Origin of the sequence: Bacillus sp. B25(2016b) (genome assembly GCF_001679765.1) — a bacterium.
Classification (GTDB): Bacteria; Bacillota; Bacilli; order Bacillales; family Bacillaceae_G; genus Bacillus_A; species Bacillus_A thuringiensis_K.
In genome coordinates, this window is the sequence record NZ_CP016285.1 from 2897071 (window position 1) to 2923654 (window position 26584).

A 26584-nucleotide genomic window follows, 5' to 3' on the forward strand; every position below is an offset into this window, starting at 1 on the left:
TTTAGTCATTAAGTCTTGTCTTAATTATATCTATTAGTATCTAAAACGGCTTTTTCTAAATAAATATCGCACCCTCTAACAACTGATATTCATAATTTTAAGAAACCCTATAACTGCTGTTAATGTTAATGCTAATTCTATTGTTAACGGGGGGTGTTTCCCCACATTCCTTCATCTAAAATGCAACTATCGTCAATGGTAATAAAGGGTATCTTATTTTTAGTATAAGCCTAATACTGTAACTGACCTTTCTATGCAGTAGGCTAAAAAAAATACGCCTGCTGCATAGAAATATACTTTAATCAATCTCAATTACATCAAAAAACTTAAAAGTGCGCTTATTACAAAAAGCATCCGTACAAGTAATCGTCTCCATTAATGGATTAATATCCACTACTGTTATGTAATTTTTATATAAATAACCATCTTTATAATATGTAAGTAAAACCTCTTCCTCACCTAAAAATGAAATTAATAGCTTATTTTCAATCATTTGTTTTGCATCTTGCGTTACAGTTGGACGCGAGGCTTTCGTTTGCTCCTTTACCATTTCTTTAATAACTGCGAACTGCTCCGGCATACTGGCAAACGGTTGCCACTTTACCATACCTCTTCCTTTTGGCATATTAACATTCTTCACGATTTGTGCCCTCCTAATAATGTATTTCTATATCTTGCTGTTGCGACGCTTGTGTAAGAAACACCTCGTAAAATACTATTCTTACCAAATCGTGTTCGAATTTCGTCCATAACTTTCGTTAATCGTATTTCTTTTTCTCTTTGTATAATGTTATCGAAAAGCGAAATTTGCTCTTCCCCTTCATTAATAAGGTTTGTTAATGAAACACTTACTGATCGAATCGGCTCTCCTGTATGGCGTTCATATAAAAAATATGTACAAACATTATAAATATCCATCGTTAAGTTTGTTGCTCTATTTAACGTATGTACCTTTTTTATTCCCTCACCGTATTCCTTACTATATCCAACTGAAAAATGAATTGTTTGCGCGCATTTCTTTTCTCGTCTCAACCTATAACAAACCTCTTCTATATGCTCTAATAAAATAACTATGAACTCTTCTATCGAATAATTACGCAATAATATTTGGCTTTTCGCTATAGATGTTGTTGCTGGAACGTATTTTTCTGCTATTCTACTAAAATCAATTCCGTTACTATGTAGATGTAATTCTTCTCCTATTACACCGAATGATTGCTTTAAATATTTCAAAGGATACTGAGCTAATTCTCCAATGGTATGTATACCTTTTCGATTCAATTTCATCTCTGTTTTATACGATATACCCCAAAATTTACTGAGCGGTCTAATACTCCATAACTTCTCGGGTATATCGTCATACGTCCACTGCGCTATTCCATCCCTATTCTTCTTCGCTTCTACATCCATCGCTACTTTACTTAATAATAAATTAGGCCCTATACCAATCGTACTTTCAATCCTTGTACGTTCATATATTTCTCGCTTGAACTTTAATGCGAATTCGCGCGGATTACTGGCAAACAAATGAATACTTGCAGTCATATCCATAAAAAATTCATCGATACTATATTGATGAAAATCTTCCGGCGCGACATACTGCAAAGCCAAACCCGTTATGAAAGTTGAACATTTCATATACGTATGCATAATTGGATTCACAATAATAATATCTGGTCGCTTCGGTATTTCGTACAAACGAGCCATCTTCTTTATTCCTAACGCTTTTAATGGCGGTGTTGCTGCTAATACAATTGATCCGCTCTGATTCACATCCCCTACGACAGCCAATTTTGTATATCTTGGATCAAGTCCTTTTTTAATACATGATACGCTTGCATAAAAGCTACGAAGGTCTACACAAAGAATAATACGATTCGGTAAAAGAGAATAATCATACAAGGTTATCACTCCCAACAAAAGAACATTCGTTCTTATTATATACAAACTTATGTTCTTTTCAAAGGTATTTCTATGAAAATTTTGGTTAAAATGGCCGGGCTTTAAAAATCTAAAAAATACTTAAGAGCCCTACAATATTCAAATACCATTTTCACCATTAGGGGATGGCACTGTATTTAGTTCTAAAAAAATCTCACTTAATGCATACTCGGTAATATATATAATAATAAGAATAATATCTATGCACTATCAATCACGGTGGGAAAAACTATGCATACAAAACAGCTAGAATTTCAAGTAACTCATGAACATAAAAACTACTAAAATTCACTTCAGCCTTCATGTCTCTAATTCATATATTCTTCTAAATTTATTCTCAGCAAAACCTCCTACATAACGCCTGTGCCAAGATTCATCTGCATAACTAGTTACATTCTCCTTTTTTCTATTATTAATAGCTTAGTAATAATGGCTGTTAAACAGCAAAAGTGCGAAGTCATAAATTAGACTTCGCACCTTATACAAATTTATAATCAGTGACGATACCAACACAAATGCAATAATGTATACATAATAATCACTCATTATATCTGTTACTTTTTTAATCGGCTGGAGAGAATAGAATATATAAACAAATCCTTTTACTTAGCAATCTCTCATTATTGGTTTGATTATTTCTAGATACTTAATGCCCCCCTATACTCATTTCAAGTGTTAATCCATTCCTATTGAAATTGCAAATGATAAATTTATCCAGTTTTCCTTTTTGTCTACTTGCTAAATTCAGCAAGTAAAATGTTTTTAAAAAATTCCGGGTTATTAATGTTTAAACTGTTCGAATTGATAGCGAGTGTATGTTTACCTCCAAGTGTTCCACCAACAAAAGTGGAAAACCCTGGAACGGCACCTCTGTGTCCCCATACCGAGACACCGTTCGGAAGCTTAATTTCAAGGATTCCAAGACCATATCCAGTTCCCTCTCTATTTGTAGGAACTGTAGTAAGCATTTGTTTTAGTTGCTGTTCCTTCAGTAATTTGCCACCTAGTAAGTAAGAGAAGAATTTGTTTAAGTCGTCAGCAGTAGAAATCATATCTCCATCCGAGCTACCTGGGTTAATATAAGTAACGTCTTTTAGCTCACTCGCTCCGTCTAGTTGCAAATAGCCACGTGCATGCTTGGTACCTGGAATCACGCTTGAATTGCCAGGTAGAAATGTATTTGACAAATCAAGCGGTTCAATAATCCGATTTTCAACCTCTTCGGCATAACTGTTGCCAGTTACTTTTTCAATAAGGATTCCCAGTAATACGTATCCTGTGTTTGAATAAGACCAACCCTTTCCTGGTGCAAAGTCTGGGGGAAGTGAAATCCCCATCTTTACGAATTCTTCAGCCGTGTACGATTTTTTTATATCCGTTATATCAAAGTCTTTTGAATTTATATAGTCAGCAATACCACTTGTATGATTCAATATTTGCCGGATAGTAATCTGGTTACCATCATATCCGTTTCCTTGAATGACACCAGGCAACCATTTTTCAATGGAGTCGTCTAGATTCAAACGATTCTCTCCAGATAATTGAAGTAGAGTCGTTGCAATGAACGTTTTCGTCACACTGCCAATGCGAAAGCGAAAATCTGCTTTCATTGGTCTCTTAGTTTTCAGATCCGCTACCCCAGCGGTATAACTCCAAGTTTTACCACCCTTAGAAATTTGAGCGAGTATTCCCGGGTATCCAAGTTGCAGTTCATCCCGTATTGCTTTCTTAACGGAAGTACGATCGCTTTTCGTACTTGTTTGTAACGAACTAGATACATTTTGCGTAGATTCTGCTTTTACAATTGATGTTGGTGTTATGTATAACAGGGAACTTCCACCTATTAAAAGTGCTAGACTTGCACATGTAATTTTACTGCGTGTTTTCATAAAGAATTCCTCTCTTCTATTTAAATTATATAGATAGTTAATAGCAGTGTCATATACGAACCACACAGCTATCCATTCTCTCAATGATGAAAAGGCAACAATGCATTTGCAATTATTGTACTCATTATTTTCACAAAACACTCTTGTTACTGATTATTTGTTTTATATGTAGGCCGTACTTGTTCCCCCCTTCACGCCTCCTTATATTTTTATCCTACACAATGAAAATCTCTTTTTCCTTACCTATTCCTTACAAATTCCTTACATACAAAATCACTTCTACAATAGGATCGAAGTAGCATCTGTGCCCAAAAGCGCAAAAAACACCGATGCTTTTCGCTTCAGTGTTTTTTGCGCTTTACATATTGAAGATTCGTTTTACTCTTAACAGGTTAAACTGCTGATTTTTTCTAATACGATTATTCTTCTTGCTATATAAAACAAATTTCATAGTGTTCTATGAAACACTTCTCAAGTTGTCATTAAGGTACATTATTCTAAATTTATTGATGTAGTTGAGATGGACTCACTTTTTGAATTTGAACAAGTATATCAAACGTTTTACCTAATGATATATCAACAGTTTTTGGTATATCAGGCCCTTCGGTAGTTATTCCAGCGAAAATTGGATGTTGTTCGTTTAACCAAGTTTTTGTCACGCCGTTCGCCTTACGTAAATCAATAAAAAATTGATCTTTTTTGACCTGTCCAAAAATGTAGTTATAACTGTTTGGATCATCCGATTTTAATGTTCCATATGGGCCAAATTCACCATTGCTATTCTTGACATTGTATTGTCCTTCATAAACTGACGTTCCAATAGATACGTATCTTTTTCCGTAATATTCTGTCAAATGCTGCCCAGCTACTTTAGGATATATAAAAGGAAGCATATTTGTTTTCGAAACGTGTCCATTATGTCCCCATACAATGGTTTTCCCTAAATGTTCTTCAGTCCACTTCGCATTTTCATACATTGCAATATCATGTTTCAAATAAAAATCCGCTGGTTTATCAGGAGGTGTCGCTAACATTGTAGTAAACTGTTCAATAATACGAGCATTTTGCTTTATCCATGCAAACTCTTTAGATTTTCCATTTAAATAGCTTTTATTTCCCTCTAATAAAGCACTAATTTGTTTAGCATCTAAAACATACTTTTCTTTTTCTTCTTTCGTAAGGCTTTCAAAAGTATTCATATCCTTTGTTACAGGAATAAGACCTTTTATCTTCTCTTCTACTCTAGGCAACAGTTTTGAATTGTTCGCTTTAATATATTCTATTATGCTATTATAGACATTCTCGTTTACTGATTGAATGTCCATCCCAATGATACGTACTTTCGATTTATGTTTTGGATTAGCATTATATTGCCGAATCCAATCAAGTAAATCTAGCATTTCTTTCGTCTTAAATGTAGGTGATAAATGTTGGCTTGGGTTTCCCTTTCCAGTAAGAACATATCGATCAAGTTCCAAAGCTCTGTCCCATCCCTCTTCTAAAACTAAGTTGGTAAAGCCCTTTTCAGATACTAAATACTTAACAATGCGGTGTTTCATTGTAAAAATCTCATGAGCCCCATGCGTAGCTTCACCTAAACCTACAATTGAAGCTGAACCTATCATATTCTTAAGTGGTTTCAAATCATTAAGAGATGCAGTTGGATTAGTTGTTTTTAAAGGCTTTGCATGTGCTTCTAACCATTTCACTATTTGATTTATATTGTAGGGAGCTGTAACAGAAACCTCTGTTTTCGAATCTGCATAAGTATTTCCTACAAAATGAGTCATTGTTATAGCAGAAGCAACAATTGCAATAATTATTTTCTTTTTCATAAAAAACCTCCTGAAATATTTACTTATAGCTTTTTGACATACTCTGCCAACTTCCATTTAAAACATTCATTTTCTTATTACTGTTAAGATACATTTATTCTAATTCCTAAAACTCACTTATTTCTTAATAGGTTCTTAAGAAATTCTTAATTCACTTATACGAATATAAAACTACATAAGCTTCAATCCATTGTAGTGTAAATTCCTCATTGCATAACATTATAATGTATAGATATTCGTTATAAATGATGTTATCTAAAGTATTCAATTTCAGTATGTATTATTAACGTGGTTAATATATGGTTAATATGAATTTCCAAATTTTGATTGTTTGTAGTCTCTTTATCATAGAGTTAATTTAGGGTTTATTTTTTGTTCACTTCATTTTTTTCGGCACTCTGCATCTAGACGGTATACCCATTGGCCACAGTTAGACTATTTCAAATCAAAAAACTAGATTACCTGCACACTAAAGAGTATAGCGCACAGGTAATCTAGTTGTTTTTGAGATTAATAAAAACTAATTTATTTGTTGAATTCTTCCATCGATAATAGACTGAATTGGTTCTTTTGATTTTTTTATATAATCTACTAATGCTTCAAAATCAGTTGGTCCTGTTTCAGCATCTTTACCGTTTTTAAAGGATACAAATCCATCTCCACCTGAAGCTAGAAATGCGTTAGCAACGACGCTGTAAGTTTTAGAAGGAATGATTTCTTCTCCATTTGTTAAGCGAATACTTGTTACTTTTTCTCCATTAGGCTTGTTCGCATCCCAAGTGTATTGGATACCTGAAATTTGAAGCATTCTTGTTATATCTTTTTGCCATTGTTGATTTAAAATATCACGAATGTCTTGACCTGTTAAATTTATTTTTATTAATTGATTTCCGAATGGTTGAATACCATATATCTCTCCCCATGTAATATCACCAGCATCTAAGTCATTACGAATACCACCAGGATTCATAAGTGCAATTTGAGATTGCATTGTTGCACGCTGGGCATCAGCAACTAAATTTCCGAGAGTAGATTCACCAGCCGTATTGAGTTTACGATCTAGTGGAGCAATAGACTTACCTACAACTTCATTAACAAGAGGTGCGATTTTTGCTTGATATTTCTCCATCTTCTTCTTTATTTTTTTATCAGGCTCCATGCCTTCATGGTAAGTTGTAACAATTTCTGCTTTTTTCTCAACAATATCTTGTGTCTTACGATCAATCTTTACATCAACATCAGCAAAAGCCATACCATAAGAATTTGCTTGTACGACAAGTTTATTATTAACAGTTCCATTTACATAAGTGTGGCTATGCCCACCAAAAATAACATCGACTTCTGGATCAGTCTCATTTGCTAATCGGACGATATCACCATTTGTTACACCGTTCCCATCTGTTATACCTCCGTTATGCGCAAGAACAACGATAGATTTAACGCCTAGTTTTTTTAATTGCTTTACGGATTTGTTAATAGCTTCAACTTCATCTGTAATTTCTACATTCTTTAGCATAGTAGGCATAACAAGGTTAGGAACATCCGTTGTTACGACTCCGATGAATCCAACAGGAACTCCTTGTACCTTTTTTATAGTGAATGGTGGTAAATATAAACGACCAGTGGATTTATTATAGAAATTTGCGGCAACATATGGGAATTTTGCTCCTTTAAAATTCCCTGTTTTCTCATGGTATCCACCATAAATAAGGCGGTTCATTTCCGCAACACCTTCATCAAATTCATGATTTCCTATCGTTCCAACATCGAATTTCAAATCATTTAGAAATTCAATCGTAGGTTCGTCTTGTAATAATGCTGAAACAGGAGTACTTGCTCCAACAACATCGCCAGCATGTACCTTTAATGTATTCGGATTTTGTTTTTCACGATTACGTAAATAAGCCCCTAAGTACTCAATTCCCCCTGCATCTTTATTGTTAATTTTTTTTACCGTGTCTAGTTGCCCATGAAAATCGTTAATACCGAGCATTTGCACATCTATGTAGCGGTTTGGTTCTGTACTCGCTTGTACTGAAGGCAAAGCAAATACACTAGTAAAAGTAACTGTACTTATTGCTAAAGCAACTGGAATGATTTTTTTCAACATAAAATTTCTCTCCCCTAATAATTAAAATCTGACATAATACGATGTTATTTTAATATATTAAGAGAATTATTTCTATAAAAATTCAACTAATTATAAAAATTAATAAAATTTTATTATTTTCTGACAAAACATTTCTTTTTTTGAGGATTATTCAAAATATTATCTTGATAGTAATATAACAATACTTCTAAGAAATCTAAAAAACTCTAATCAATACATTTTAGCTGTTAAGAAGAATATTCAATCCAAAACTACTGGAGATTTATCAATCTAACATCTCAATATCACCATTTAAAAAGATGCTCCTGGATTTATCCAAGAGCATCTTTTATAAAGCTTTATTTTAACTTGTTTATAAGTTATCAATTAACAATTATATAGTTATAATCAGTCCTTTAAAAATAATAGGAGTGCTTCATTAAATTCTTTGGCATGCGTTGCATTTAGCCCATGTGGACCACCCTTTATTAACGTTACTTTAGAATTAGGAATTGCTTCATGTGTTAATTTCCCACTATATTCAAATGGTACAGTCGCATCTGAATCACCATGAATAATAAGGGTAGGTATATTAACCTTAGCTAAATCGCCTCTGAAGTCTGTTTTGCTGAAAGCAGCGATACAATCTAGTGTTCCTTTAGGTGATGCACCTGCAGCGATATCCCTATTGTAAAGTCGAAATGGTTCACTAACTAAGTCAGTTCGATCTCCAGCAGCAAAAAATCCTTTCGTAAACTCATCAAGGAATGCTAGGCGATCACTTTTTACTCCATTTTCAAATCCTTGAATTGCTACATCATCTAATACACCCTCAGGATGATCTGCTGACTTGTAAAGGAATGGTGGTACAGCTCCTGCAAATACAGCCTTCTCTACTCTATTGGTTCCATATTTCCCAATATACCTAGCTACCTCTCCTCCACCCATAGAAAAACCAACAAGTGTGACATTTTGAAGCTCTAAATGTTCTAATAGTTGATGTAAATCAGAAGTAAAGGTATCATATTCATACCCATCCCACGGCTGAGATGATTTTCCAAATCCTCGACGATCATACGTTATAACTCTGTATCCAGCCTCAACAAGAGCTGGAACTTGGTATTCCCAAGATCGACCACTTAACGGCCAACCATGAATTAGTACAACTGGTTTTCCTGTGCCATGATCCTCATAATATATCTCAATTGGTGCTTGATTTTCGGTTCCTACAGTAATTTTAGCCATGCTTCTACCTCCAAAAAATATTCTAATATGTATCCTTTTCTTCAATAACTCGGATGAATCTCATAACCTATTCATGCACCTTTATGTTGTGAACTCTAAGTATGAAACTCTATTGTTCCAATGCATTCATTTTCTCCTTTTGGAACAATCCCCCCCTCTAATACCTTTTTCATCATAAAATAATTACTGAACATTACTCATATTCAATTGTAATAACAAAAATAGGTGACTATCAATATTGTTCTATCTATAGGATGTATAGGTAAAACCAATCTATTTTATAGTGAAAACAACTATAGTTACGACCTATACAAATTATAGATAATTTAGAATTGATTAATTAATCAGTTTTCAAATACTATAAATTTGTATAGCACTTCATGTTCTGTGAATGCTGCTATAACCAATATTATTGGTCAGCTTAGTTATAAACGAAGAAACTTATGATAGTATTCGACTATTTAAACTTTCTTCGATTACTTAATTTTTAGGAGGAATACATAATGACTGATTTCTATTCTCGTATTAACAAAGATGATGCTGTCGTGCTTTTAGTAGATCATCAAACTGGTCTTATGTCCGGACTAGTACGTGACTATGGTGTTGATGAATTCAAGAACAATGTTCTAGCTCTTGCTCATACTGCTAAGTTTTTTGATTTACCAGTTATTTTAACAACAAATTTTGAAAACGGGCCTAACGGACCTTTAATGCAAGAATTGGTTGATCTCTTTCCTCATGTACCAAAAATAGCTCGACCTGGACAAATTAACGCATGGGATAATGATGATTTTGTAAAAGCAATCGAAGAAACTGGAAAAAAGCAACTTATCATCGCGGGCGTAGTTACTGACGTTTGTGTTGCTTTCCCTGCACTTTCCGCTATAAAAGCTGGATATGAAGTATTTGCTGTTACTGATGCTTCAGGAACTTTCAGTAAACAAGTAGCAGATGCTGCAAATACTCGTATGGCACATAGTGGTGTGCAACTTATGAACTGGTTTAGCGTAGCTTGCGAATTACAACGTGATTGGCGCAACGATGTCGAAGGTTTTGGCAATTTGCTTGCTAGCAATCTTCCAGGCTATCAAAATATAATTGGAAGCTATATGGGCGCGCAGCGAGATCTTAGTAAACAAAATGCATAAATGTATTTCAAGGAAATAGCTTTAAATGGTGGTATTGCCATCCAAGACCGCATGGCTTTTCAAGGTGAATACTTTGTTGATTTATACGGAAAGGAAGCTGCAAAGCGTACTCCTCCGATTTATCGTATGTTAGACCTAGGTATACCTGTTGGCGCCGGTAGTGATGCAACTAGGGTTTCCAGCTATAACCCTTGGGTCGCTCTTTACTGGATGGTTGCCGAAAAAACCATTGGTGGACTTTCGATATACGATGAAAAAAATAAACTTGATAGAAAAGTAGCCCTGGAATTATATTCAAAAGGAAGTGCGTGGTTCTCTGGTGATGAAGGTAAAAAAGGAACCCTTGCAGTAGGTCAGTTTGCTGATCTTGCTGTATTGTCTGCTGACTACTTTACTGTGCCAGAAGAAGAAATCAAGAACCTTGAATCATTACTCACCATTATGGGTGGGCAGGTTGTTTATGGAAATGATGAATTTAAAAATTTATCACCTGAATTGCCACCAGCATCACCTGATTGGTCACCGACGGGAGTTTGTGGTTATGGTGGTGCTAACCTAGCCCACACTATACTTTCTCACGATGCCCATGATCACAAGTTACATAGTTGCAGTAACCCTCTCCATCAACACACTCATACCGTAATAGGAAAAGATGGAACTAAATGGGGTATTGGTTGTACTTGCTTTGCTTTCTAAGTCAAAACCACCAGTATAATGCCGGTGGTTTTCTTTATGCAATAAGAATATGTAAAAAGAAATAGCAGTATATCCCTAATGGAATCTATTACTATGCGATAAGACCAAAGAGTTAATTGATTAACTTGACTTGTTTTTAACAGCCTTCTCTCCTTGCAAAGTCTGTCCTTTTCCCCTTAAGTAAAAGTCCATGGTATTCCCTTTTGAAGCGACTACACCACACATATAAATCTACTTATCCTTTGACTGTAATTTAGGTCTTCTCCCAAGAATTATGTATCATGTTTAATCCTCACACTATAATCATTATTATTTTTATTATACTAATGCTTTTTCAGGATTATTTAACTTCTGCATAAAGATACGTGCTGCAAAACTTAAAAATTTATCATCAAAGTGGATAAGATTAATATCTTGACTTGGTGTCGGGTCAATAATACGAACTATGCTCAAAGTATCATTATTAACAAAGTTAACCAGTGAAAGAGGTATTATGGCAACCCCATGTCCATTGTATACAAGGCTCAATAGAGAAATAGAAGATTTTGTTTCTATATTTGCTTCAGATAAAGATAACCCTAAACTCTCACAATATATTTTAATAGATTCACGACAACTACATGAAACCATTATTCTACTGAGCCCTACTAATTCTCGAAAAGAAACAAATGATGTTTCATTCAAAGGATGATTTTTTGGAATGACAAGGACAAGCTCTTCTCTATACAAAAGGGTGCTTGTTAATGTCTCTGGAATTTGAGCACTACGTGTGATGCCTATATCAATATTTTTATCAACGATTTGATTTACAGCAACTTCGGATTCTATAATTTTCACTACGATGTTGGGATAATGTTGTTGAAACTTCATAATATAAGGTGTTAAATAAGTGAGATCCTCTAATAAACCACCTATAGTAATTACCCCTCTTTTTACACCCTTTAATTCAAAAATTTCATTATAAACTTCATCAAATTGTTGCATGATAAATTTCCCTTTATCAAATAGCAGCTTACCCGCTTCTGTCATTTTGATACCTCTTCCAACTCGATGAAACAAGGGCGTATCAAGTTCACCTTCTAACACACGGATTTGTTGGCTTAAAGTCGGCTGTGAAATACCTAGAACTTCCGCAGCTTTAGTAAAACTATTATTATTACAAACTTGAATAAAATACTCTAAATGACGTAATTCCATTCTTGATACCCACTCTCCGCTTTATGAAAGATTTATAATGAAAAGGACAATATATATACGTTAACATAACAATCGCATTTCTTACTATACTACTTGCAATTACATGATTTATTAATTTTGTATTACAATACATTTACTACCACTTATTAATTTTTCCTCCTATTTATTTAATTTATATTTAATTAGGATATTACTAAAAAGAAATAACCTCTAAAAACTTACAATTACTGTGCGTAATATCCTAACTTTTTCAACTGTTTAATTATCATTTTTTCTCAATATAGTCCAAACTACCAAATATTTTCCGAATCCCCTCTTTATGCTGAGGGAAAATAGAATCCACCAATCCAATACCTTCTGAAGTAATTGACGCATAGGTGATACTACTACTTGCAAATAATATTTTGTCTCCAAGTTTTTGTATAAGCTGATTATCTTTACTGTATAATAGCTCACGCACTGCAAATTCAGTTGGATTAAGTCCATAATTTTTTATATCCTTTGCAATACATTTAGTGATTGACTGTAATTCCCTTCATAATATAACAAATAACTTTAAATATAGGCTCTCATCGTTAATCACGATCATAATTCCCAATCCTTTACAAGTTATCTTGAATTCGAGATTTATTATATTATCGTCAAAATATTATGTCAATAATTCGTTTTAGCTTTATCAAGCCACTTATAATTTATTTCTCAACATAAGACATATGGAATTAGAAGAAAACAATTGTTACTATATAAGTATCTCAATTACGTTATTTCTTTTAAAGAGAGCTTGTTGTCTAACGCAAGTTCTCTTTTGTCATATTCTAAATTGAATCGGAACAAATTTCAGATGATGAGTCTGCCTATGTATATAATATAGTTTTTAAACAAAGATTAGAGCTCTCTTACAAGAAGGAGAGCTCTAATCTTTCATATAAATATTCACCATTTTTATCATTGCGGGGACATCAAAATTTTAACTTGGTGAGGATATGGCACTACCCCAATTAATAAATATTACTAACCATATATCTATCATATGTTTTATAAAACAAGATTAATTTGATTTAAAAAAAGATTTTTTTTTCTTTACTCGTAATAAATCACCTGTCCATCCTTTTACCCGCATATACAAATACATACCCCCTGTTGTGAAAATAATAAATAAGAGAGCGATTAAATAGCTATATTTCCATTCTAGTTCAGGCATGTATTTAAAATTCATACCCCATAATGCTCCTAAGGCTGTCAAAGGCGTACTCACAGCAGTTAATACAGTAAGAGCTTTCATAATTTCATTCCCACGATGAGAAGAAACAACTTCTTGTAAATGAATCATCGTGTCTAATTCTTCTTGGTACTCTTTAACAAGTTGTAATCCACGCTCTAATTTTACGTGTGTTTGTTTATAACAAAGGGTGCTTGTTAGTTTTTCTAACCAAGCTTCCTCCAATCCTTGTAACACTTCTTGTATTAAGCGAAACACATGTGTGTTCATAAATAATTCATGACGAATATGATAAATCCTTTCTAAAACTGCTATGTTATTATGATGATAAAAATCCCATAATACATTTCTGAAATTGTTTTCAAAGTAGTCAACCTTTCGCAAATAATGAGATATAAACATTGATAAGATAGCACATAATCCTTCAGCGGAAGTGTTACAATTTTTTGTACCCATAGGGAAATTATGTATTAATTTTTGGAAGTCCTCTTCCTCTTTTTCCTGAACTGTTATCAGTATTCCATGAGCTACGAAATAATGAAGAAATTTTTGAATTTTGGCCTCCTTTTTATCTTGATCATATAAAAACGAACCATATACACAAGTTTGACTTGGTGATAACGTATAAACATATAATCCATTTTCACAAGGAGAACTTATTTTCTTTACAAATTGAGAGAAATAAGATGTTATATCACGAGGGATTATAGAAGAAAGTTTTTCAAGCTCACTAGTTTTCACATGATACCAACTCCATTTCGTCATTTTTATGCATTCCATATTATTCTTCCTTTCTAAATAGTTTTATGTTTGATCGAATCATATCCGTAATATGAAATTTGTATGTAGGTATTCATATCTTGGAGGAAAAGTTTTTAAATCATCTAAATTACAAAATAAATGGCATAGGAGGTCTTATTCTTTTAAAAGAAAGACCCCCTATATATTAGTTATTTTTATTCTCAATTTTAAACATTTCCTCTATACAAGCACTTTTTATCTTTTCTTATAAATAATTTATTATATGTGGAAAAGAAGCTACATAATTTGGCACGTCTATTCAACGAACTCCATTTCAGTCGTTATTATAATTTGGATTCATATGCAGATTGATTTGTGATGTCTTCAAATACTTGACTCCCAATAATGTAGTATCCATGAAGTGCAGCCTCTTTCGAAGCGTCTACCATACGGAAAGAAGAAATTTCACCTTGCATTTTTTCAATTCGTTTTTTGTGGAGATCTACTATTCCTCCTGTCCAAATAATAGTATCATACTGTTCTAACTTAAATTGTTCTTGTAATACACGCATGACGTCTTGGAAATGTGCATCCAACTCTTTTTGAATCAAAGTATGAACCTGACTTGTCTCATGATTTTCTTCTCGACATTCATATCCTTTTTCTAATATGTTTGGCATGTCGTTAATATGCAATTGATTACTTTCATCCGTATGATTCTGCACGATATTCTTAATATTTTTCAAAGGCTTGCTACATCCTAGTTCCGTCTCATAATGATTTAAAATGAGATTCTGTTTCATATCTGTCATTTCTAATGTACGAAATCCGCCATCAATAATTAAGATGCGATCTCGTTCCTGAATGATTCCCTCTTTTAAGAAATAGGCATGTAAAGCGACCGGTTGCTGAAGAATCAAAGCATTTTCCACCGTAATATTAATAAATTTCCCATCAATTTGCACGGAAGTTTCTTTTTTTAGTGCACGTTGTAATTGCTCCTGCTGACTACCAAAACAAGTGATGGGAAGCCCGGTAACAACTAGAGGTAACACGACATTTTCTTTATAATCCTTTGCAATGCAACCAAATATTTGTTGTTTAAATCGTTCGCTTTCATAATAATTTTCTATTTCTTCGTCAAATGGAGGAAGAAACGAAGCGTCAGATTGATGTGCTTCATTTCCCATATAGTATGCAAAATCTAAGTCTATAAAACTTACCTTTGTTAAATCTTCACTTTCAGCATGATTAGGTACAGGGGCTAGTGTGGAAGCTTCACTCTTGATCGTCATCTCAGAATCTACATCCTGTCGATATGCCCTTTTGGTAAAGCCAATTCCTACATCAATTGCATACAGAGATTTCATACTTTTTTCCTCACTTTCTATTTTTAGAGTTACATCTAGGCACTCTCTTCTTTCCCTTCTTTCACATATTTCTTTTCATTTTTCGTTTTTTCCCCATCTAAGTTCTTACTATTTTCATTTATTTCGTAATCCTTTTCATCTGTTTTCTTTTTGTTATTTTCGTTCTCTGTTAAGTCTTTAATGGTAGAAATGACAACTGGTGTGGCTGTAAGCAATTGTGGTAATGTTTGTTTTGCAACATTAGCTGCAGTTGCAGAGAATTGTTTACTTGTCTCAGTTACCTTCTCTAATGTTTCCTTTATGTTTCCTTCTTGTAGTTTTTCTTTTATGCTTTTTCCTTTTGTTTGTATAGCTTTCCGATTTTCTTTTTTTAATAGGGAGACTATGACTCCGGTCGTAATCCCAATCACAGCATACTTAAATATTGTATGTTTCATTTTTCTCACCCTTCTCTACTTTTATTTTCTTCCATGCTACAACCTAAAACAATTAACTTATCTATTTATCAGATGTTGCAAGCTATTAGAGAGAATGATAGTTTTGCAGCTGCCTATCACTCGCCGTTGGTGTTTCAGCTGTTACTAGGAGTAAAATCTTCCCTTGATCTAATTTTTCTTCATATAAATTAGCTTCCTCCTTCGACAACCCCATTTCTTCCATTTGATTTCGAAGTTCGTCTCCTTTTTTGGAGAAAAAATTGATAATACTTGTGCCCAATCCTTGTTCTTTTACTCCAATCGTATTTGTGTTTGTATCATCTGCAATCTTTTTTGTTATATGTTTTTCATGTGTTAAGACGTAAATGTCATCTTGGTGAATCCCTTGCAATTCTAGCTCTTTTACTTTCATAACTACTTCCTGTTCATTTTGATATTCATAAACCACCGGTTTTCTTTCATTCTTATACATGGTATCTTTCCTCCTTTAGATTTTTTTATTTAGTTGTTATGTAATATGTAATACACCTATTTTAAAGATGTTAAACCTAAATTTTCAAAAAACTTCATACAATAGGTTATTAATGCTTTTGAATATCATAGAAATGTCACGAACACTTTGCTTTGATAACAGTGTTACAAATAACGCTTTGTTTGGAAGGTAAGCCCATTGTTTTATAGAAAATTTCTATTTAAAAAACGTTACAAAAGGAGTACAAGATATTTTTTTTCGTTAATTAAATCAAAGGAAAATAAAAAAACACTCTTTTAAAAAGAGTGCTAAAAAACATATAATCTAATAATGTTTCTAGTTTGATGACAGAAAGAAAGTCTTTATTAAAACATATAGTTACTAATTTAATTGCGATTTTCCTTGCACCCAAGCAGCAATATCATTTATAACATACTCAGGAATATTAGCAGGACTATAATATTCATCTGGTTTACTTATTTCTCCATCACCTTCTGTAAAGAAATGATTTAACTTTGGATATAGCTGATAATCAACGTTATCTCGTTCTTTTAATTGTTCTTTCCAAAGAGGAATTTCGATTTTTGATTGAACTTGATAGTCTCTTTCTCCTTGAATAATAAGAAGTGGTGTCTTTTGTTCTTTTGACATTTCTGCTGCTTTAATTTTCCGAATAGAATCCCAAAATACTGCTGATCCTAAGTAAAAATCTTTTGGGGGATTCTGCCCAGAGAAATTGGGATCATTTAATAATTCAAATTGCGATTTGTAGAATTTATATTGATCCATGTTCATTGCCCCAATAGAAAAAAGATACTCAAATTGATCTAAAACAACGTCTTGGATTGTACGAGCTGGCCCTCCCATTACAATTGCTCCAGCAATATTTTTATTTTGGTCTTTTTCAATCATTTTCGGAAGCATCATTCCACCTTGACTATGACCAAGAATATATATTTGATTCTTATTTATTAGAGGCTCATTTTTAAGAAATTGAGTTACAAGAAGAGCATCATCTGTTGTCTCTTTATCAACTGTATAAAAGGGACTGAATTGTGTTTTCAACCCATGTTCATACGTTCGTTTATTATAGCGAAGGACAGCAATTCCCTTCGATGCAAGACCTTCAGCTAAATCGCGAAATGGTTTTAAAGCAAACGCTGTTTCATCCTGATCAGTTGCTCCTGATCCTTGAACAAGAATAACCGCTGGAAAAGGACCATTTCCTTTTGGAACCGACAATGTTCCTGGTAATGGAAATGCACCACTTCCAACTACTACTTCTTTATCAACAAATGATTCAGGCTTACTATATGATGGACGCTCTGCAACAGGACTAAACGACATGCTGAGTTGAAAATCGTCTATTTTTCCAGATGGATCTAGTTTAATTAGTAAAGGTACAGTCATTTTTTCAAAAACTAATTGAATCTCCACATTTGTATGAACAGGATTTGTCTCTTTTTGTGTAACCTCTCCAATTTCTATAAAAGAACCTGCTTGTAATTGCACTGGGAGTCCCTCCCAATAGCTCTTCAGCCATTCTTTGGATATTATTTTCTGTAATGACCTTGAGGTTAAATCAAATGCAGATTTATAATCTTCACTATTCATATGGCGAATAAATGAAAGAGTAGTAGATATAATAGGATTTTCATCATCTCTTTTGTCTACTTTTTTTATAGTTGTGTTTACTTCCTTTAATTTCGAAATAAATTGTTGGTTAAACGGATAATTATATGTATCAGGATATAAGCTTGTTTTCATTACTGTCGTATTCCGTCCCTCATACAAATTTGAAGAACTCTTAAAATTTTCAGGTGAAATTACTTCCTCCGCATATGAAACTGAGGGAATTGCTATTGTAAAAATTGCACCGACAAGTAATAACTTATTACTTATTCTTCTTTTCTTACCCATACTTATTGATTCTCCTTTCAAAATTTAAAATTTCTAATACAGTATGCCAACTATAAGGAAAATAAAAATTATCAAAGAGATTAATAATCTATTTTACGATCCCCCCTAACTAATTAAAAATCTATCATTAACAAACTTCAATAAAAAATGCCTTCCCCCTCTTTTTTATCATTGAATTTTCCAAGGACTTAGAAGCACAGCACTAAATTACATGTAACCGACCCATGAGATTCTCTGTTTCAAAAGAAAAAAGCACCCCACTAGATGTTTTCTTTAATTGTTCTCACTATCATTTATTTAGATAATTCTCTTATTACTGTAAGATACATTTATTCTAAATACTAAAACTCACTTATTTCTTGATAGGTTCTTAAGAAATATCAAAAAATAAAGAAAACAAGTTATTTGGTTATTCATTCCGTAAGCTTAATGCTCTATTTAGTTTTTTTCACAAGGTGAAACTTTATTAAGAAAACTTTAAGGAATTTCCCTCTATATTTATAAGAATTTTTTTCTATACTGAATGATGTAAATGAACAAGAGGAGAAACGATAATGAGAAAATTTGTAATTTGCATATTAGGAATAGGCCTCCCTATATACTTACTACCTTTCATATTACGTGGGGATTTAGACAGATTTAATCCGATTGCTGAAGAAAAAAATGTATACGCCGTTGCGAAAGGATATGGTGTTCCAGATTATCATCATAAAGGACGAGCTATGTACACCATAAAAGGTGTTGATGAATCAGGGAATGAGAAAAAATATACAGTAGGAACTAGCACCCCTAATGATTTTATAAGAAAAACTTACTTAAAAATTCATGTGAAAGGAAAGTATGTGTATTCTTACGATATTATTTCTAAAGAGGATATTCCGGAGAAAATAAGGGGACAATTGGAGATAGCAAATAAATAAAAGAGCCAATTCGTACGTTTTGGCTCTTTATTATCTCTCCCATCTACCGTCGGGAAAATTCTTTCGGTAGATTTATTAAATTTGTTATCATTGTTTCAATAACCATTCTTCAATTACTTTCACTGTTTCATCTCGTTGTGCTTTTGACGTAATTAAACTAGCATTATCACCTTTTTGCTCACCATACATGCCAAAATGAGCATGATTGCCCCCTTTTATCATGTGCATAGTTTTATTTTTCGACATTAACTTTTTATTGTTCTCTATTTTTTCTACAGTTGCTAAAGCATCTACTTCCCCATAAATTGATAACATTGGAATCGATTTTGTAGAAAAGTCATCTGCAGGATACGAACCTAAGAAAATGATCCCGTCTACCTTGTCTTCATGTTGGAAGGCATACTTAGAAATCATAGCTCCTCCCATTGAATGCCCTGCAACATACCATTTTTGAACTTCCGGATACTTTTCAATTACACTGTCTACCTCATTTATTCCAAGTATCGCTAAATTTAATGGTAACTTAGGCATTACTACAAAGTGCCCATTTTTTGCAAGAGCTTCTCCTAAGTAACTATAAGCCTCAGCTTCTACTTTAGCTCCTTGATAAAAAATAACCCCTACTTTCGCATCTTTCGCTCCAAAAACGATATTATCTTCATCTTTTTTATCATCTACTAACGACAAAGCCTCTTTCGTCGGTTTATAAGTAAACTGAGACCAAGTCAAAAAAGTAATACTTCCTATAATTAAAATAGCTAGTAAAGAGTACAGCGTAGTTTTTATCCATTTCTTCACAAGGATGACCTCCCTAAGATGTATATATTCCATATTTTAGATTATCATTAACACACATAAAAACTCGAGCATTTTTATTATGCTCAAGTTTTTAGTTCCGTCTTTAATTTATACTATAAATTGTCCAAGATAAATATGTAGCAAATGCAGACCATAAAAAATACGGAATTAGCAACCATGTCGATACTTTAGATAATTTGGAAGAAACCGCTATGAGAAGTAACGTAGTAATAGCGACAAGTAAACAATCTACTGTTGCTAAAAACAAATTCTTTTGACTGAATTGAAAATAGCTGAACGCTTGATTGCACATATAATTTAAAAGGAATATAAACCAAAATGTTTTTGGCTTAAATCCATATTTGTTGTAAATAATTGCAACTGATAATGCAATGAGTCCATATAATACAGCCCAAACTATGCCGATTGTCATACCAGGAGGTGTCCAAGACGGCTTTTCTAACGCATCATACCAAGCACGATCAATAGGAAATAAAATACTAGAAACATAAAACAAACCATATGTTAGTAAAAATACTATAATACTAGATTTTTTCATAAACATTCTCCTTTTTTAATAGAAGGTTTTAGAAACTCTATTTGATTCGTGTGCTCTTTCAATGAATAAAACTTTAATGTGTAAATAGATATTCCTATACTTTGCATTGTAACCTTTACATATGAAATTTATATTGATTCATTTATTTTATACAAGTTCTTTCATACTTTTATATGCACAAAGTGCTCTCTCCCGTGCTGCCTTATGATCAACAACTGGCAAAGGATATGTATGACCAAGTTTTATATTGGCTTTTTGCAAAATATGCTCAGGTGCTTCCCAAGGTTTATGTATATACTTATTCGGTATATCTCTTAATTCTGGTACCCATTTTCTTATATACTCTCCATTTTTATCAAACTTTTCTCCTTGTGTGATAGGATTAAAAATACGAAAGTACGGTGATGCATCTGCTCCACTTCCAGCAACCCATTGCCATCCCATTGTATTATTTGCAATATCCGCATCTAGTAGTGTATCCATAAACCATTTTGCTCCTTCCTGCCACGAAATTAACAAATGCTTTACAAGAAAAGAGGCTACAGCCATTCTTGCCCGATTATGCATAAAACCTGTTTGCCAAAGCTCCCGCATTCCCGCATCAATAAACGGATAACCAGTTTCACCTTTCTGCCATACTCTTAATAACTCCTCTTCCTTATTCCATGGAAAATGTTCAAAGTTTTTATTAAGAGGTTTATATACTGTAAACGGATAGTGATATAGCAAATAATAAGAAAACTCTCTCCAAATTAATTGGCGTATAAAACTAATCACTTGTTTTTCAAAAAGACTACATTGTCTTTCGGTACTTTTATTTATTAAGTAGTGATACATTAACTTCACTGGTATTTGGCCAAATGAAAGATATGGCGCCAACATCGAATGAGCATTTTGATTTGGAAAATCTCTTCCTTCACTATAAAAGGCTAATTTGCTAGAGAAAAATTTCTTAAATACTTTATATGCCCCTTCTTCTGTCGGATCCCATATTGCTTCCATATGAGATGTCCACGGTATAGTCGGCAACAAGTGTAATTCTGAAACAGATAAGCTTGCTGGTAAAGAGCTTCCCCACTTTATACTCTGCACTTTGCTAGTAGGTTTAGGTATTACCTGCTTTTGAAATGCATTGTAAAAAGGTGTAAACACCTTATATTCAGTGTTATCCTTCTTTTTTATAATCCACGGTTCTAACAATAAATGCGAATTAAATTCCTTACAAATAATACCTTTATCTTCTAATATCATTTTCATTTTTTGATTAGATTTTAACCTGTCTGGATCATAACAACTATTCCAATATACAGCCGTTATATCTAATTGTTTTATGAGAGAAAGTATTTCTTCCTGTGTATTTCCTTTGCGGATTATTAAAGTAGAACCCAATGCCTCAAGTTGCTTCTTTATATCTATTATAGCATGGTGCAACCACCACTTTGCCGCACTTCCTATTGAAAAAGTTTCATCTTGTATATATATAGGAAGAACCTCACCAGACTGAACAGCTTCAAATAGAGCTGGGTTATCATATAAGCGAAAATCTTTTTGAAACATAACGATAATTTTATTTTGCATGGCTATCCTTTCTTACTCTTAAAACATAATAGATTCTTTATGTGAATAATCTTCTTTTTTGCTTTTGCATTATTATATTAATAATTCTTTGTAATCATAAACAAACGTTTCCATGGTTATTGGACTTCTATCTAGTAAATTCGATAAATCTGATGTGACTTTTTTAGCTAACCCTAATTTTGCAGTTGTATATATTCCAATCATAACCCAAATAAAGTCACTGTTAAGTCCCTTTTGAATCATTCTTTTTCTAAATTTAAATATACTTGGATTTGTATAAGTAATATCTTTATTTATTATTTTTGAAATAATAGCAGCAACTTCATAATATGTTAATGCCTCATTTCCCGTTAAAGAATAGGCTTTAAATTCATGTCCCTCTTCGGTTAATATTTTAGCTGCAACTTCTCCAATATCCCGTACATCTATAAAACTTGTTTCCCCTTTACCAGCAGGTACTTCAATTATTTTTTCATTTCTTAATTCATCACCATGTTGTGATAATAAATTTTGCATAAAAAAACTCGGTCTTAGGAATGTGTAAGGGATCCCAGAAGACTTTATCATAGCTTCAATTTTAGCATGAGGTACTATCGGATTTTTTTCTACACCTAATAAAGATAAAAATACAATGTGTTTTATACCTATTTCTTTTGCAGCATCTACAACAGGCTGGAAATACTTTTTTGCATCAGCTAGATGTGGTGGTCTTACTAGAAAGACTTTAGTAACACCTGTTAAAGCCACCTTTACAGATGAGGGGTTTTCAAAATCAAAATACACTCCTTCAGTTTCTCTACTGCGCGTTGTGACTTTGAAAGTAGCATTTCTTTTTATTAGGCATTTTACAACCTCTTTTCCTACATTCCCTGTAGCACCTGTTACTAAAATCATTTTAATCACCCTTTATTTTTTTGTAAATTTTGAATCATACTTTGCAAAACTCGAACTGTATTTTCTACTTCCTCTTTAGGAATACTAGCTGTAGCATTTTTTATAACTTCATTGCTTACATTTTCTATCTCCTGTATTAATGCCTTAGTTTCATCTGTTAAAAATATTAAATGTGACCGTTTATCTTTAGGATTATGTTTTATAAGAATCCATTCTTTTTGCAATAATCTTTGTATAATTCCGGTTACTGTTGGACGGTCTGCTAAGAGCCTTTCAGCAATCATAGCCGGGGTGGTTCCATTTGGATAAAGAGATATATCCTTTAACACAGACCATTGCTGAGCTGTTATTTTATATTCTTTTAATTGATTTGATAATTCTGTTTTCGTCATTATACTTACCTTGTGTAATAAATAGCCTAAATTATTCATATAACCTCCAATATAGTTAGCACACTAATTATATAGTTAGTACACTAACTATAATGTGTAATTACAAACTTCAATTAATAGTTTATATATAAAAGATATATCAAATTCTTATTTTGTACTATTTCATATTATATTTAAAATCTTCTTTAATCCTGTTTTGCATGTATTGTACACTCTATATAAAAAGGTTATTCCTTGCTGTTACTTTAAATAAGCATTTACAATTGTATCTAGCATAGGTATTTCTTATTGTACGATTAGTCATATTTATTCTTAATTCTGCAAAATAAAAAAGAAAATGGAGCGAAAGATGAGAAAACAATTTGATACACAATCAAACTTAAATACATTTATTGATTCAACAATCCTATGGACTTTTCAAAACCAAAATGCTATAAATACACTTTTGAATGAAGATAAGCTTATAGCCAATCCTATGTTTGTTAGTAAAGACGATATCACAGCATATAAATACATTGTAAGACATATGAAACAGAATAGTATTAACTTTATTATAGATTTACCCATTTGGGCATGGCATTCATGCAATGGTTACCAAAAGAAGCCTACTTTTGAAACTGCAAGGGAATTACTATCAGATATTCAATTAGAGAAAGAAATATACCTCATCGAATTCACATGTCCTAATTTTTTATTTATGTTAACAAACTATAGCGGATGGTGCGACATTTATTTTAAACTTAGTGGCAATCCTAAAGCAAGTGTAACAAATGATGAAGAAAAATACTTATTTAACCTTTATCCTACCATTGAGGAAGAATGGGAATATCATAATATCCAAGCAACTCTACCCTACCTAAAAAAAGAATGGATTATACAAATAACAGAACTTAGTAAGATGAATGGATTTAACAAATAATATTGTTTATGAATGCTTTATTTAAGCATTCATAAACATAACAAATAGTCACATTAAACTAATGCATTTAAAATAGCGCTTTTTATATGGTACCCTAAATACTATGATTTTGCATACGTGCAGCTTACTCATTTAGTTTTGGTCTAGCTTGTAAATATAAATTCAAATCCGGACTTGAACCGCTAATAATTACATCTCGAACAATTTTAGAAAGTACCATACTATATACTAATCCATTATCTCCATATGCATAGATAAAGTGACAATTTGGAAACTCTTCATACATTCCAATTATAGGTAAACCATCATGAGTACCACCATAAAAAGCACTTAAATAAAATTCAGGTTCAACTGTTATATTTGGAAAGAGCTTATTAAATTCATTTACTAATTTCTCTTTTTTATGAATTAATTTTGAATCTCTTTCTTGAGCAATGTTTGTATCTTCATCTAATCCACCTATAATAATCCTGTTATCTGCAGTAGTTCTCATATAAATATATGGTCTCGCAGTTTCCCAAATAAGAGTACGCTTATACCAAGAAGATAAATCTTCCACAGGATTAGTCACAATTGCATATGAGCTAATCAGTGTAGCGTTCTTCTCCTTTTTAAATTCCAAACCTTCATATCCTGCAGCCACAATTACTTTGTTGGCAGTAATAGAATTGCCCCCTTTTGTATAAAAAACAGCACATTCTTTCTCTAACTTTTTGCCAACAATCTCTGTATCTTCATAAATCTGAACTCCTTTATTAGAAGCTTGTTTTAATAAACTATGTGTAAATTTATAAGGATTTATTTCACCATCATTATACGTATAAATAGCTGCACGTTTTTTAAATGGATATCTCTGTCCAATTTGTTCCTCTGATAGCCAAGTCGCTTTAAAATCATGCTTATGTAAATAATACAGTTCTTTTTCTAATTTCTTTATATCCTCTTCATAACTTGCATAATATAAACTGTCACGTCGTTTAAAATCAGAGCAATAAGGCAAGTTTTGATCAGCATATTCAATATCATTAATAGCTTGTTCACATAATTTCATATGCTTAACTGCATACTCTTCTCCAAATGTATTTACAAGTTCAAAAAACATCTTATCTCCTAAATATTGAATAAGTGCTGTATTTGTAAGGTTACTTCCATGTCCTACCTTTCTTTTATCAACGATAACAATATTTAAATCTGATTCACTCAAATAGTATGCTGATTGAGCACCTGAACTTCCTGCTCCTATTATTAGTACGTCACATTTTATATCTTCGTCCAAACGAGGATACGAAGGTGTATTAGAAAAAGTTGTGTTCCAATAGAATTTCCCTTTCTGTAAATCCATTTTAAGTGCACCATCCTAAATAAAATAGTTATATCCCCATCTGTATCTCCAAATCATTCTAACTATATACTTCTTATCAAAATTATTCTTATATCATTTTAGTTTTTAACTGTTTTATTCTCATAACAAAAGAATCTCCATTCTTTTTCATAATAACCTTAAAATAAAGTGAAACTTTAATCAGCCCTCACCAATAGGGCTGCCCGTTAAAGCGGGATAAATCACAATATACACTTCTATTTTACGATTAACTTTATTATCACCTGCTAATCCGCATTTAAATTTTCATGCAAAAATTTATATATTTTTATTTTGTTATGTATTAAGTGTCTCGTATAAAACACATTAAAAATCCAAACAAAAAAAGCAAAAGATCTCCATTTATAGAAGATTTCTTTTGCTCTTTGTAAAGGACACAAGTCCAAATAAAAGTTGCTTATCTATCGATAACTTACACATAAGAATGCATTTGTTTCACTACTTTATTAGCAGAAACTTTAACAACCGTTTCTTTTTCACCCGTTCTATCAATTATGAAACCATGAACTTCAATATCAGAAGGTACTAATGGATGATGACGAATCATATCTATACTCTTTTCAATATTTTCACTAACATTTTTTTGTCCACTCAGCCATTGATTAAGGCTACCACTTAAAAATTCAGGCATGCAATTTTTAAAGAGATAGTCTAATTCTATATTATCTTTTATGAAATCACGTTGAGTTTGTAGATTAACTGAAGACGTTTCTTTATCCTCTATTCCGACAACAAAAATTTCTTTAACATTTTCTTGATAAATAGCAATAATAATAGATCTCATTATATCTCCATAAGGATGTACAATTACAGAATCATAGCTGTGTATAGTCAACATGTTTTCTTGGTGAATGTTAGTTACTTGTTGTATACTAGGCTCTATTCCGTGTTCAATGTCTGTTAATAATAAAACTTTTTTATTCTTTGAATTCATATGGAGCACT

At 32.5% G+C, this 26584-nt stretch carries 22 protein-coding genes and 3 pseudogenes; 5 read left to right on the forward strand and 20 right to left on the reverse strand.

Going from position 1 to position 26584, the window contains the following annotated elements:
• Nucleotides 1-298: 298 nt before the first annotated feature.
• From BAQ53_RS14835 to BAQ53_RS14860, 6 genes are all read right to left on the reverse strand, one after another.
• Nucleotides 299-640: a YolD-like family protein gene (locus tag BAQ53_RS14835; protein ID WP_074594255.1), complete on the reverse strand. Its 342-nt coding sequence runs from the start codon at nucleotides 638-640 to the stop codon at nucleotides 299-301.
• Nucleotides 637-1902 (reverse strand): Y-family DNA polymerase, encoded by a 1266-nt coding sequence (locus BAQ53_RS14840; RefSeq protein ID WP_000272622.1) that lies wholly within the window; start codon nucleotides 1900-1902, stop codon nucleotides 637-639. The genes BAQ53_RS14835 and BAQ53_RS14840 overlap by 4 nt, the downstream gene beginning before the upstream one ends.
• A gap of 770 nt (nucleotides 1903-2672) precedes the next feature.
• A complete protein-coding gene (locus BAQ53_RS14845; RefSeq protein ID WP_116777374.1) occupies nucleotides 2673-3896 on the reverse strand; it encodes a serine hydrolase domain-containing protein in 1224 nt (407 codons plus the stop codon).
• A 437-nt stretch (nucleotides 3897-4333) separates the two neighbouring features.
• Nucleotides 4334-5665 carry an erythromycin esterase family protein gene (locus BAQ53_RS14850; protein ID WP_000726826.1) on the reverse strand — a complete coding sequence of 444 codons (1332 nt, stop codon included), beginning with the start codon at nucleotides 5663-5665 and terminating at the stop codon, nucleotides 4334-4336.
• A 520-nt stretch (nucleotides 5666-6185) separates the two neighbouring features.
• A complete protein-coding gene (locus tag BAQ53_RS14855) occupies nucleotides 6186-7775 on the reverse strand; it encodes a bifunctional metallophosphatase/5'-nucleotidase (protein WP_046946076.1) in 1590 nt (529 codons plus the stop codon).
• Between the two features lie 387 nt (nucleotides 7776-8162).
• The gene (locus tag BAQ53_RS14860; RefSeq protein ID WP_001074309.1) at nucleotides 8163-8999 is read right to left on the reverse strand and encodes an alpha/beta fold hydrolase; all 837 of its coding nucleotides are present in this window, start codon (nucleotides 8997-8999) and stop codon (nucleotides 8163-8165) included.
• Nucleotides 9000-9502: 503 nt separating this feature from the next.
• On the opposite strand from BAQ53_RS14860, the gene ycaC reads away from it, so the two are divergent.
• Nucleotides 9503-10147, forward strand: coding sequence for an isochorismate family cysteine hydrolase YcaC (ycaC, locus tag BAQ53_RS14865; RefSeq protein WP_208905654.1), 645 nt, complete (start codon nucleotides 9503-9505; stop codon nucleotides 10145-10147).
• An 18-nt stretch (nucleotides 10148-10165) separates the two neighbouring features.
• A pseudogene (locus tag BAQ53_RS14870) lies at nucleotides 10166-10843 on the forward strand (amidohydrolase family protein); the annotation flags it as partial.
• A 318-nt stretch (nucleotides 10844-11161) separates the two neighbouring features.
• Here BAQ53_RS14870 and BAQ53_RS14875 read toward each other — a convergent pair.
• From BAQ53_RS14875 to BAQ53_RS14895, 6 genes and pseudogenes are all read right to left on the reverse strand, one after another.
• Nucleotides 11162-12040 carry a LysR family transcriptional regulator gene (locus BAQ53_RS14875; protein WP_000423210.1) on the reverse strand — a complete coding sequence of 293 codons (879 nt, stop codon included), beginning with the start codon at nucleotides 12038-12040 and terminating at the stop codon, nucleotides 11162-11164.
• 224 nt (nucleotides 12041-12264) lie between these two features.
• Nucleotides 12265-12560: pseudogene (locus BAQ53_RS26270) on the reverse strand (hypothetical protein).
• A gap of 528 nt (nucleotides 12561-13088) precedes the next feature.
• Nucleotides 13089-14039, reverse strand: a complete 951-nt coding sequence (locus BAQ53_RS14880) for a magnesium transporter CorA family protein (RefSeq protein ID WP_000388920.1) — start codon at nucleotides 14037-14039, stop codon at nucleotides 13089-13091.
• Nucleotides 14040-14344: 305 nt separating this feature from the next.
• Nucleotides 14345-15370, reverse strand: a complete 1026-nt coding sequence (locus BAQ53_RS14885; protein WP_000839438.1) for a ParM/StbA family protein — start codon at nucleotides 15368-15370, stop codon at nucleotides 14345-14347.
• 35 nt (nucleotides 15371-15405) lie between these two features.
• Nucleotides 15406-15807 carry a hypothetical protein gene (locus BAQ53_RS14890; protein ID WP_000683208.1) on the reverse strand — a complete coding sequence of 134 codons (402 nt, stop codon included), beginning with the start codon at nucleotides 15805-15807 and terminating at the stop codon, nucleotides 15406-15408.
• Between the two features lie 85 nt (nucleotides 15808-15892).
• Nucleotides 15893-16279, reverse strand: a complete 387-nt coding sequence (locus tag BAQ53_RS14895) for a YflT domain-containing protein (protein WP_000277579.1) — start codon at nucleotides 16277-16279, stop codon at nucleotides 15893-15895.
• Between the two features lie 112 nt (nucleotides 16280-16391).
• Between BAQ53_RS14895 and BAQ53_RS26275 the strand changes: the two are divergent.
• Nucleotides 16392-16544 (forward strand): annotated as a pseudogene (locus BAQ53_RS26275) (acyl dehydratase).
• Between the two features lie 116 nt (nucleotides 16545-16660).
• Here BAQ53_RS26275 and BAQ53_RS14900 read toward each other — a convergent pair.
• Complete coding sequence (locus BAQ53_RS14900; RefSeq protein WP_208905656.1) at nucleotides 16661-18199, reverse strand: alpha/beta hydrolase; 1539 nt, start codon at nucleotides 18197-18199, stop codon at nucleotides 16661-16663.
• Between the two features lie 554 nt (nucleotides 18200-18753).
• Between BAQ53_RS14900 and BAQ53_RS14905 the strand changes: the two genes are divergently transcribed.
• Nucleotides 18754-19119 (forward strand): YxeA family protein, encoded by a 366-nt coding sequence (locus BAQ53_RS14905; protein ID WP_061884351.1) that lies wholly within the window; start codon nucleotides 18754-18756, stop codon nucleotides 19117-19119.
• Between the two features lie 87 nt (nucleotides 19120-19206).
• Here BAQ53_RS14905 and BAQ53_RS14910 read toward each other — a convergent pair whose 3' ends face one another.
• The 5 genes from BAQ53_RS14910 to BAQ53_RS14930 all read right to left on the reverse strand — a co-directional run bounded on the left by BAQ53_RS14910 (nucleotide 19207) and on the right by BAQ53_RS14930 (nucleotide 23379).
• Nucleotides 19207-19917 carry an alpha/beta hydrolase gene (locus tag BAQ53_RS14910; protein WP_208905657.1) on the reverse strand — a complete coding sequence of 237 codons (711 nt, stop codon included), beginning with the start codon at nucleotides 19915-19917 and terminating at the stop codon, nucleotides 19207-19209.
• Between the two features lie 103 nt (nucleotides 19918-20020).
• Nucleotides 20021-20476, reverse strand: coding sequence for a TspO/MBR family protein (locus tag BAQ53_RS14915; protein ID WP_000749728.1), 456 nt, complete (start codon nucleotides 20474-20476; stop codon nucleotides 20021-20023).
• Between the two features lie 147 nt (nucleotides 20477-20623).
• On the reverse strand, nucleotides 20624-22054 hold the full coding sequence (locus BAQ53_RS14920; protein WP_001179963.1) for a cryptochrome/photolyase family protein: 1431 nt from the start codon (nucleotides 22052-22054) through the stop codon (nucleotides 20624-20626).
• Between the two features lie 72 nt (nucleotides 22055-22126).
• A complete protein-coding gene (locus BAQ53_RS14925; protein WP_000604776.1) occupies nucleotides 22127-22948 on the reverse strand; it encodes an SDR family oxidoreductase in 822 nt (273 codons plus the stop codon).
• A 5-nt stretch (nucleotides 22949-22953) separates the two neighbouring features.
• Nucleotides 22954-23379 (reverse strand): MarR family winged helix-turn-helix transcriptional regulator, encoded by a 426-nt coding sequence (locus tag BAQ53_RS14930; RefSeq protein WP_208905659.1) that lies wholly within the window; start codon nucleotides 23377-23379, stop codon nucleotides 22954-22956.
• A 310-nt stretch (nucleotides 23380-23689) separates the two neighbouring features.
• Here BAQ53_RS14930 and BAQ53_RS14935 point away from each other — a divergent pair, with 310 nt between their 5' ends.
• Entirely contained in the window at nucleotides 23690-24259 is a 570-nt protein-coding gene (locus BAQ53_RS14935; RefSeq protein ID WP_208905661.1) for a DUF3841 domain-containing protein, read from the forward strand.
• Nucleotides 24260-24383: 124 nt separating this feature from the next.
• Here BAQ53_RS14935 and BAQ53_RS14940 read toward each other — a convergent pair whose 3' ends face one another.
• Both BAQ53_RS14940 and BAQ53_RS14945 read right to left on the reverse strand, forming a co-directional pair.
• Nucleotides 24384-25601 carry an NAD(P)/FAD-dependent oxidoreductase gene (locus tag BAQ53_RS14940; protein ID WP_208905662.1) on the reverse strand — a complete coding sequence of 406 codons (1218 nt, stop codon included), beginning with the start codon at nucleotides 25599-25601 and terminating at the stop codon, nucleotides 24384-24386.
• A gap of 451 nt (nucleotides 25602-26052) precedes the next feature.
• On the reverse strand, nucleotides 26053-26574 hold the full coding sequence (locus BAQ53_RS14945) for a carbonic anhydrase (RefSeq protein ID WP_001086240.1): 522 nt from the start codon (nucleotides 26572-26574) through the stop codon (nucleotides 26053-26055).
• Nucleotides 26575-26584: the final 10 nt, after the last annotated feature.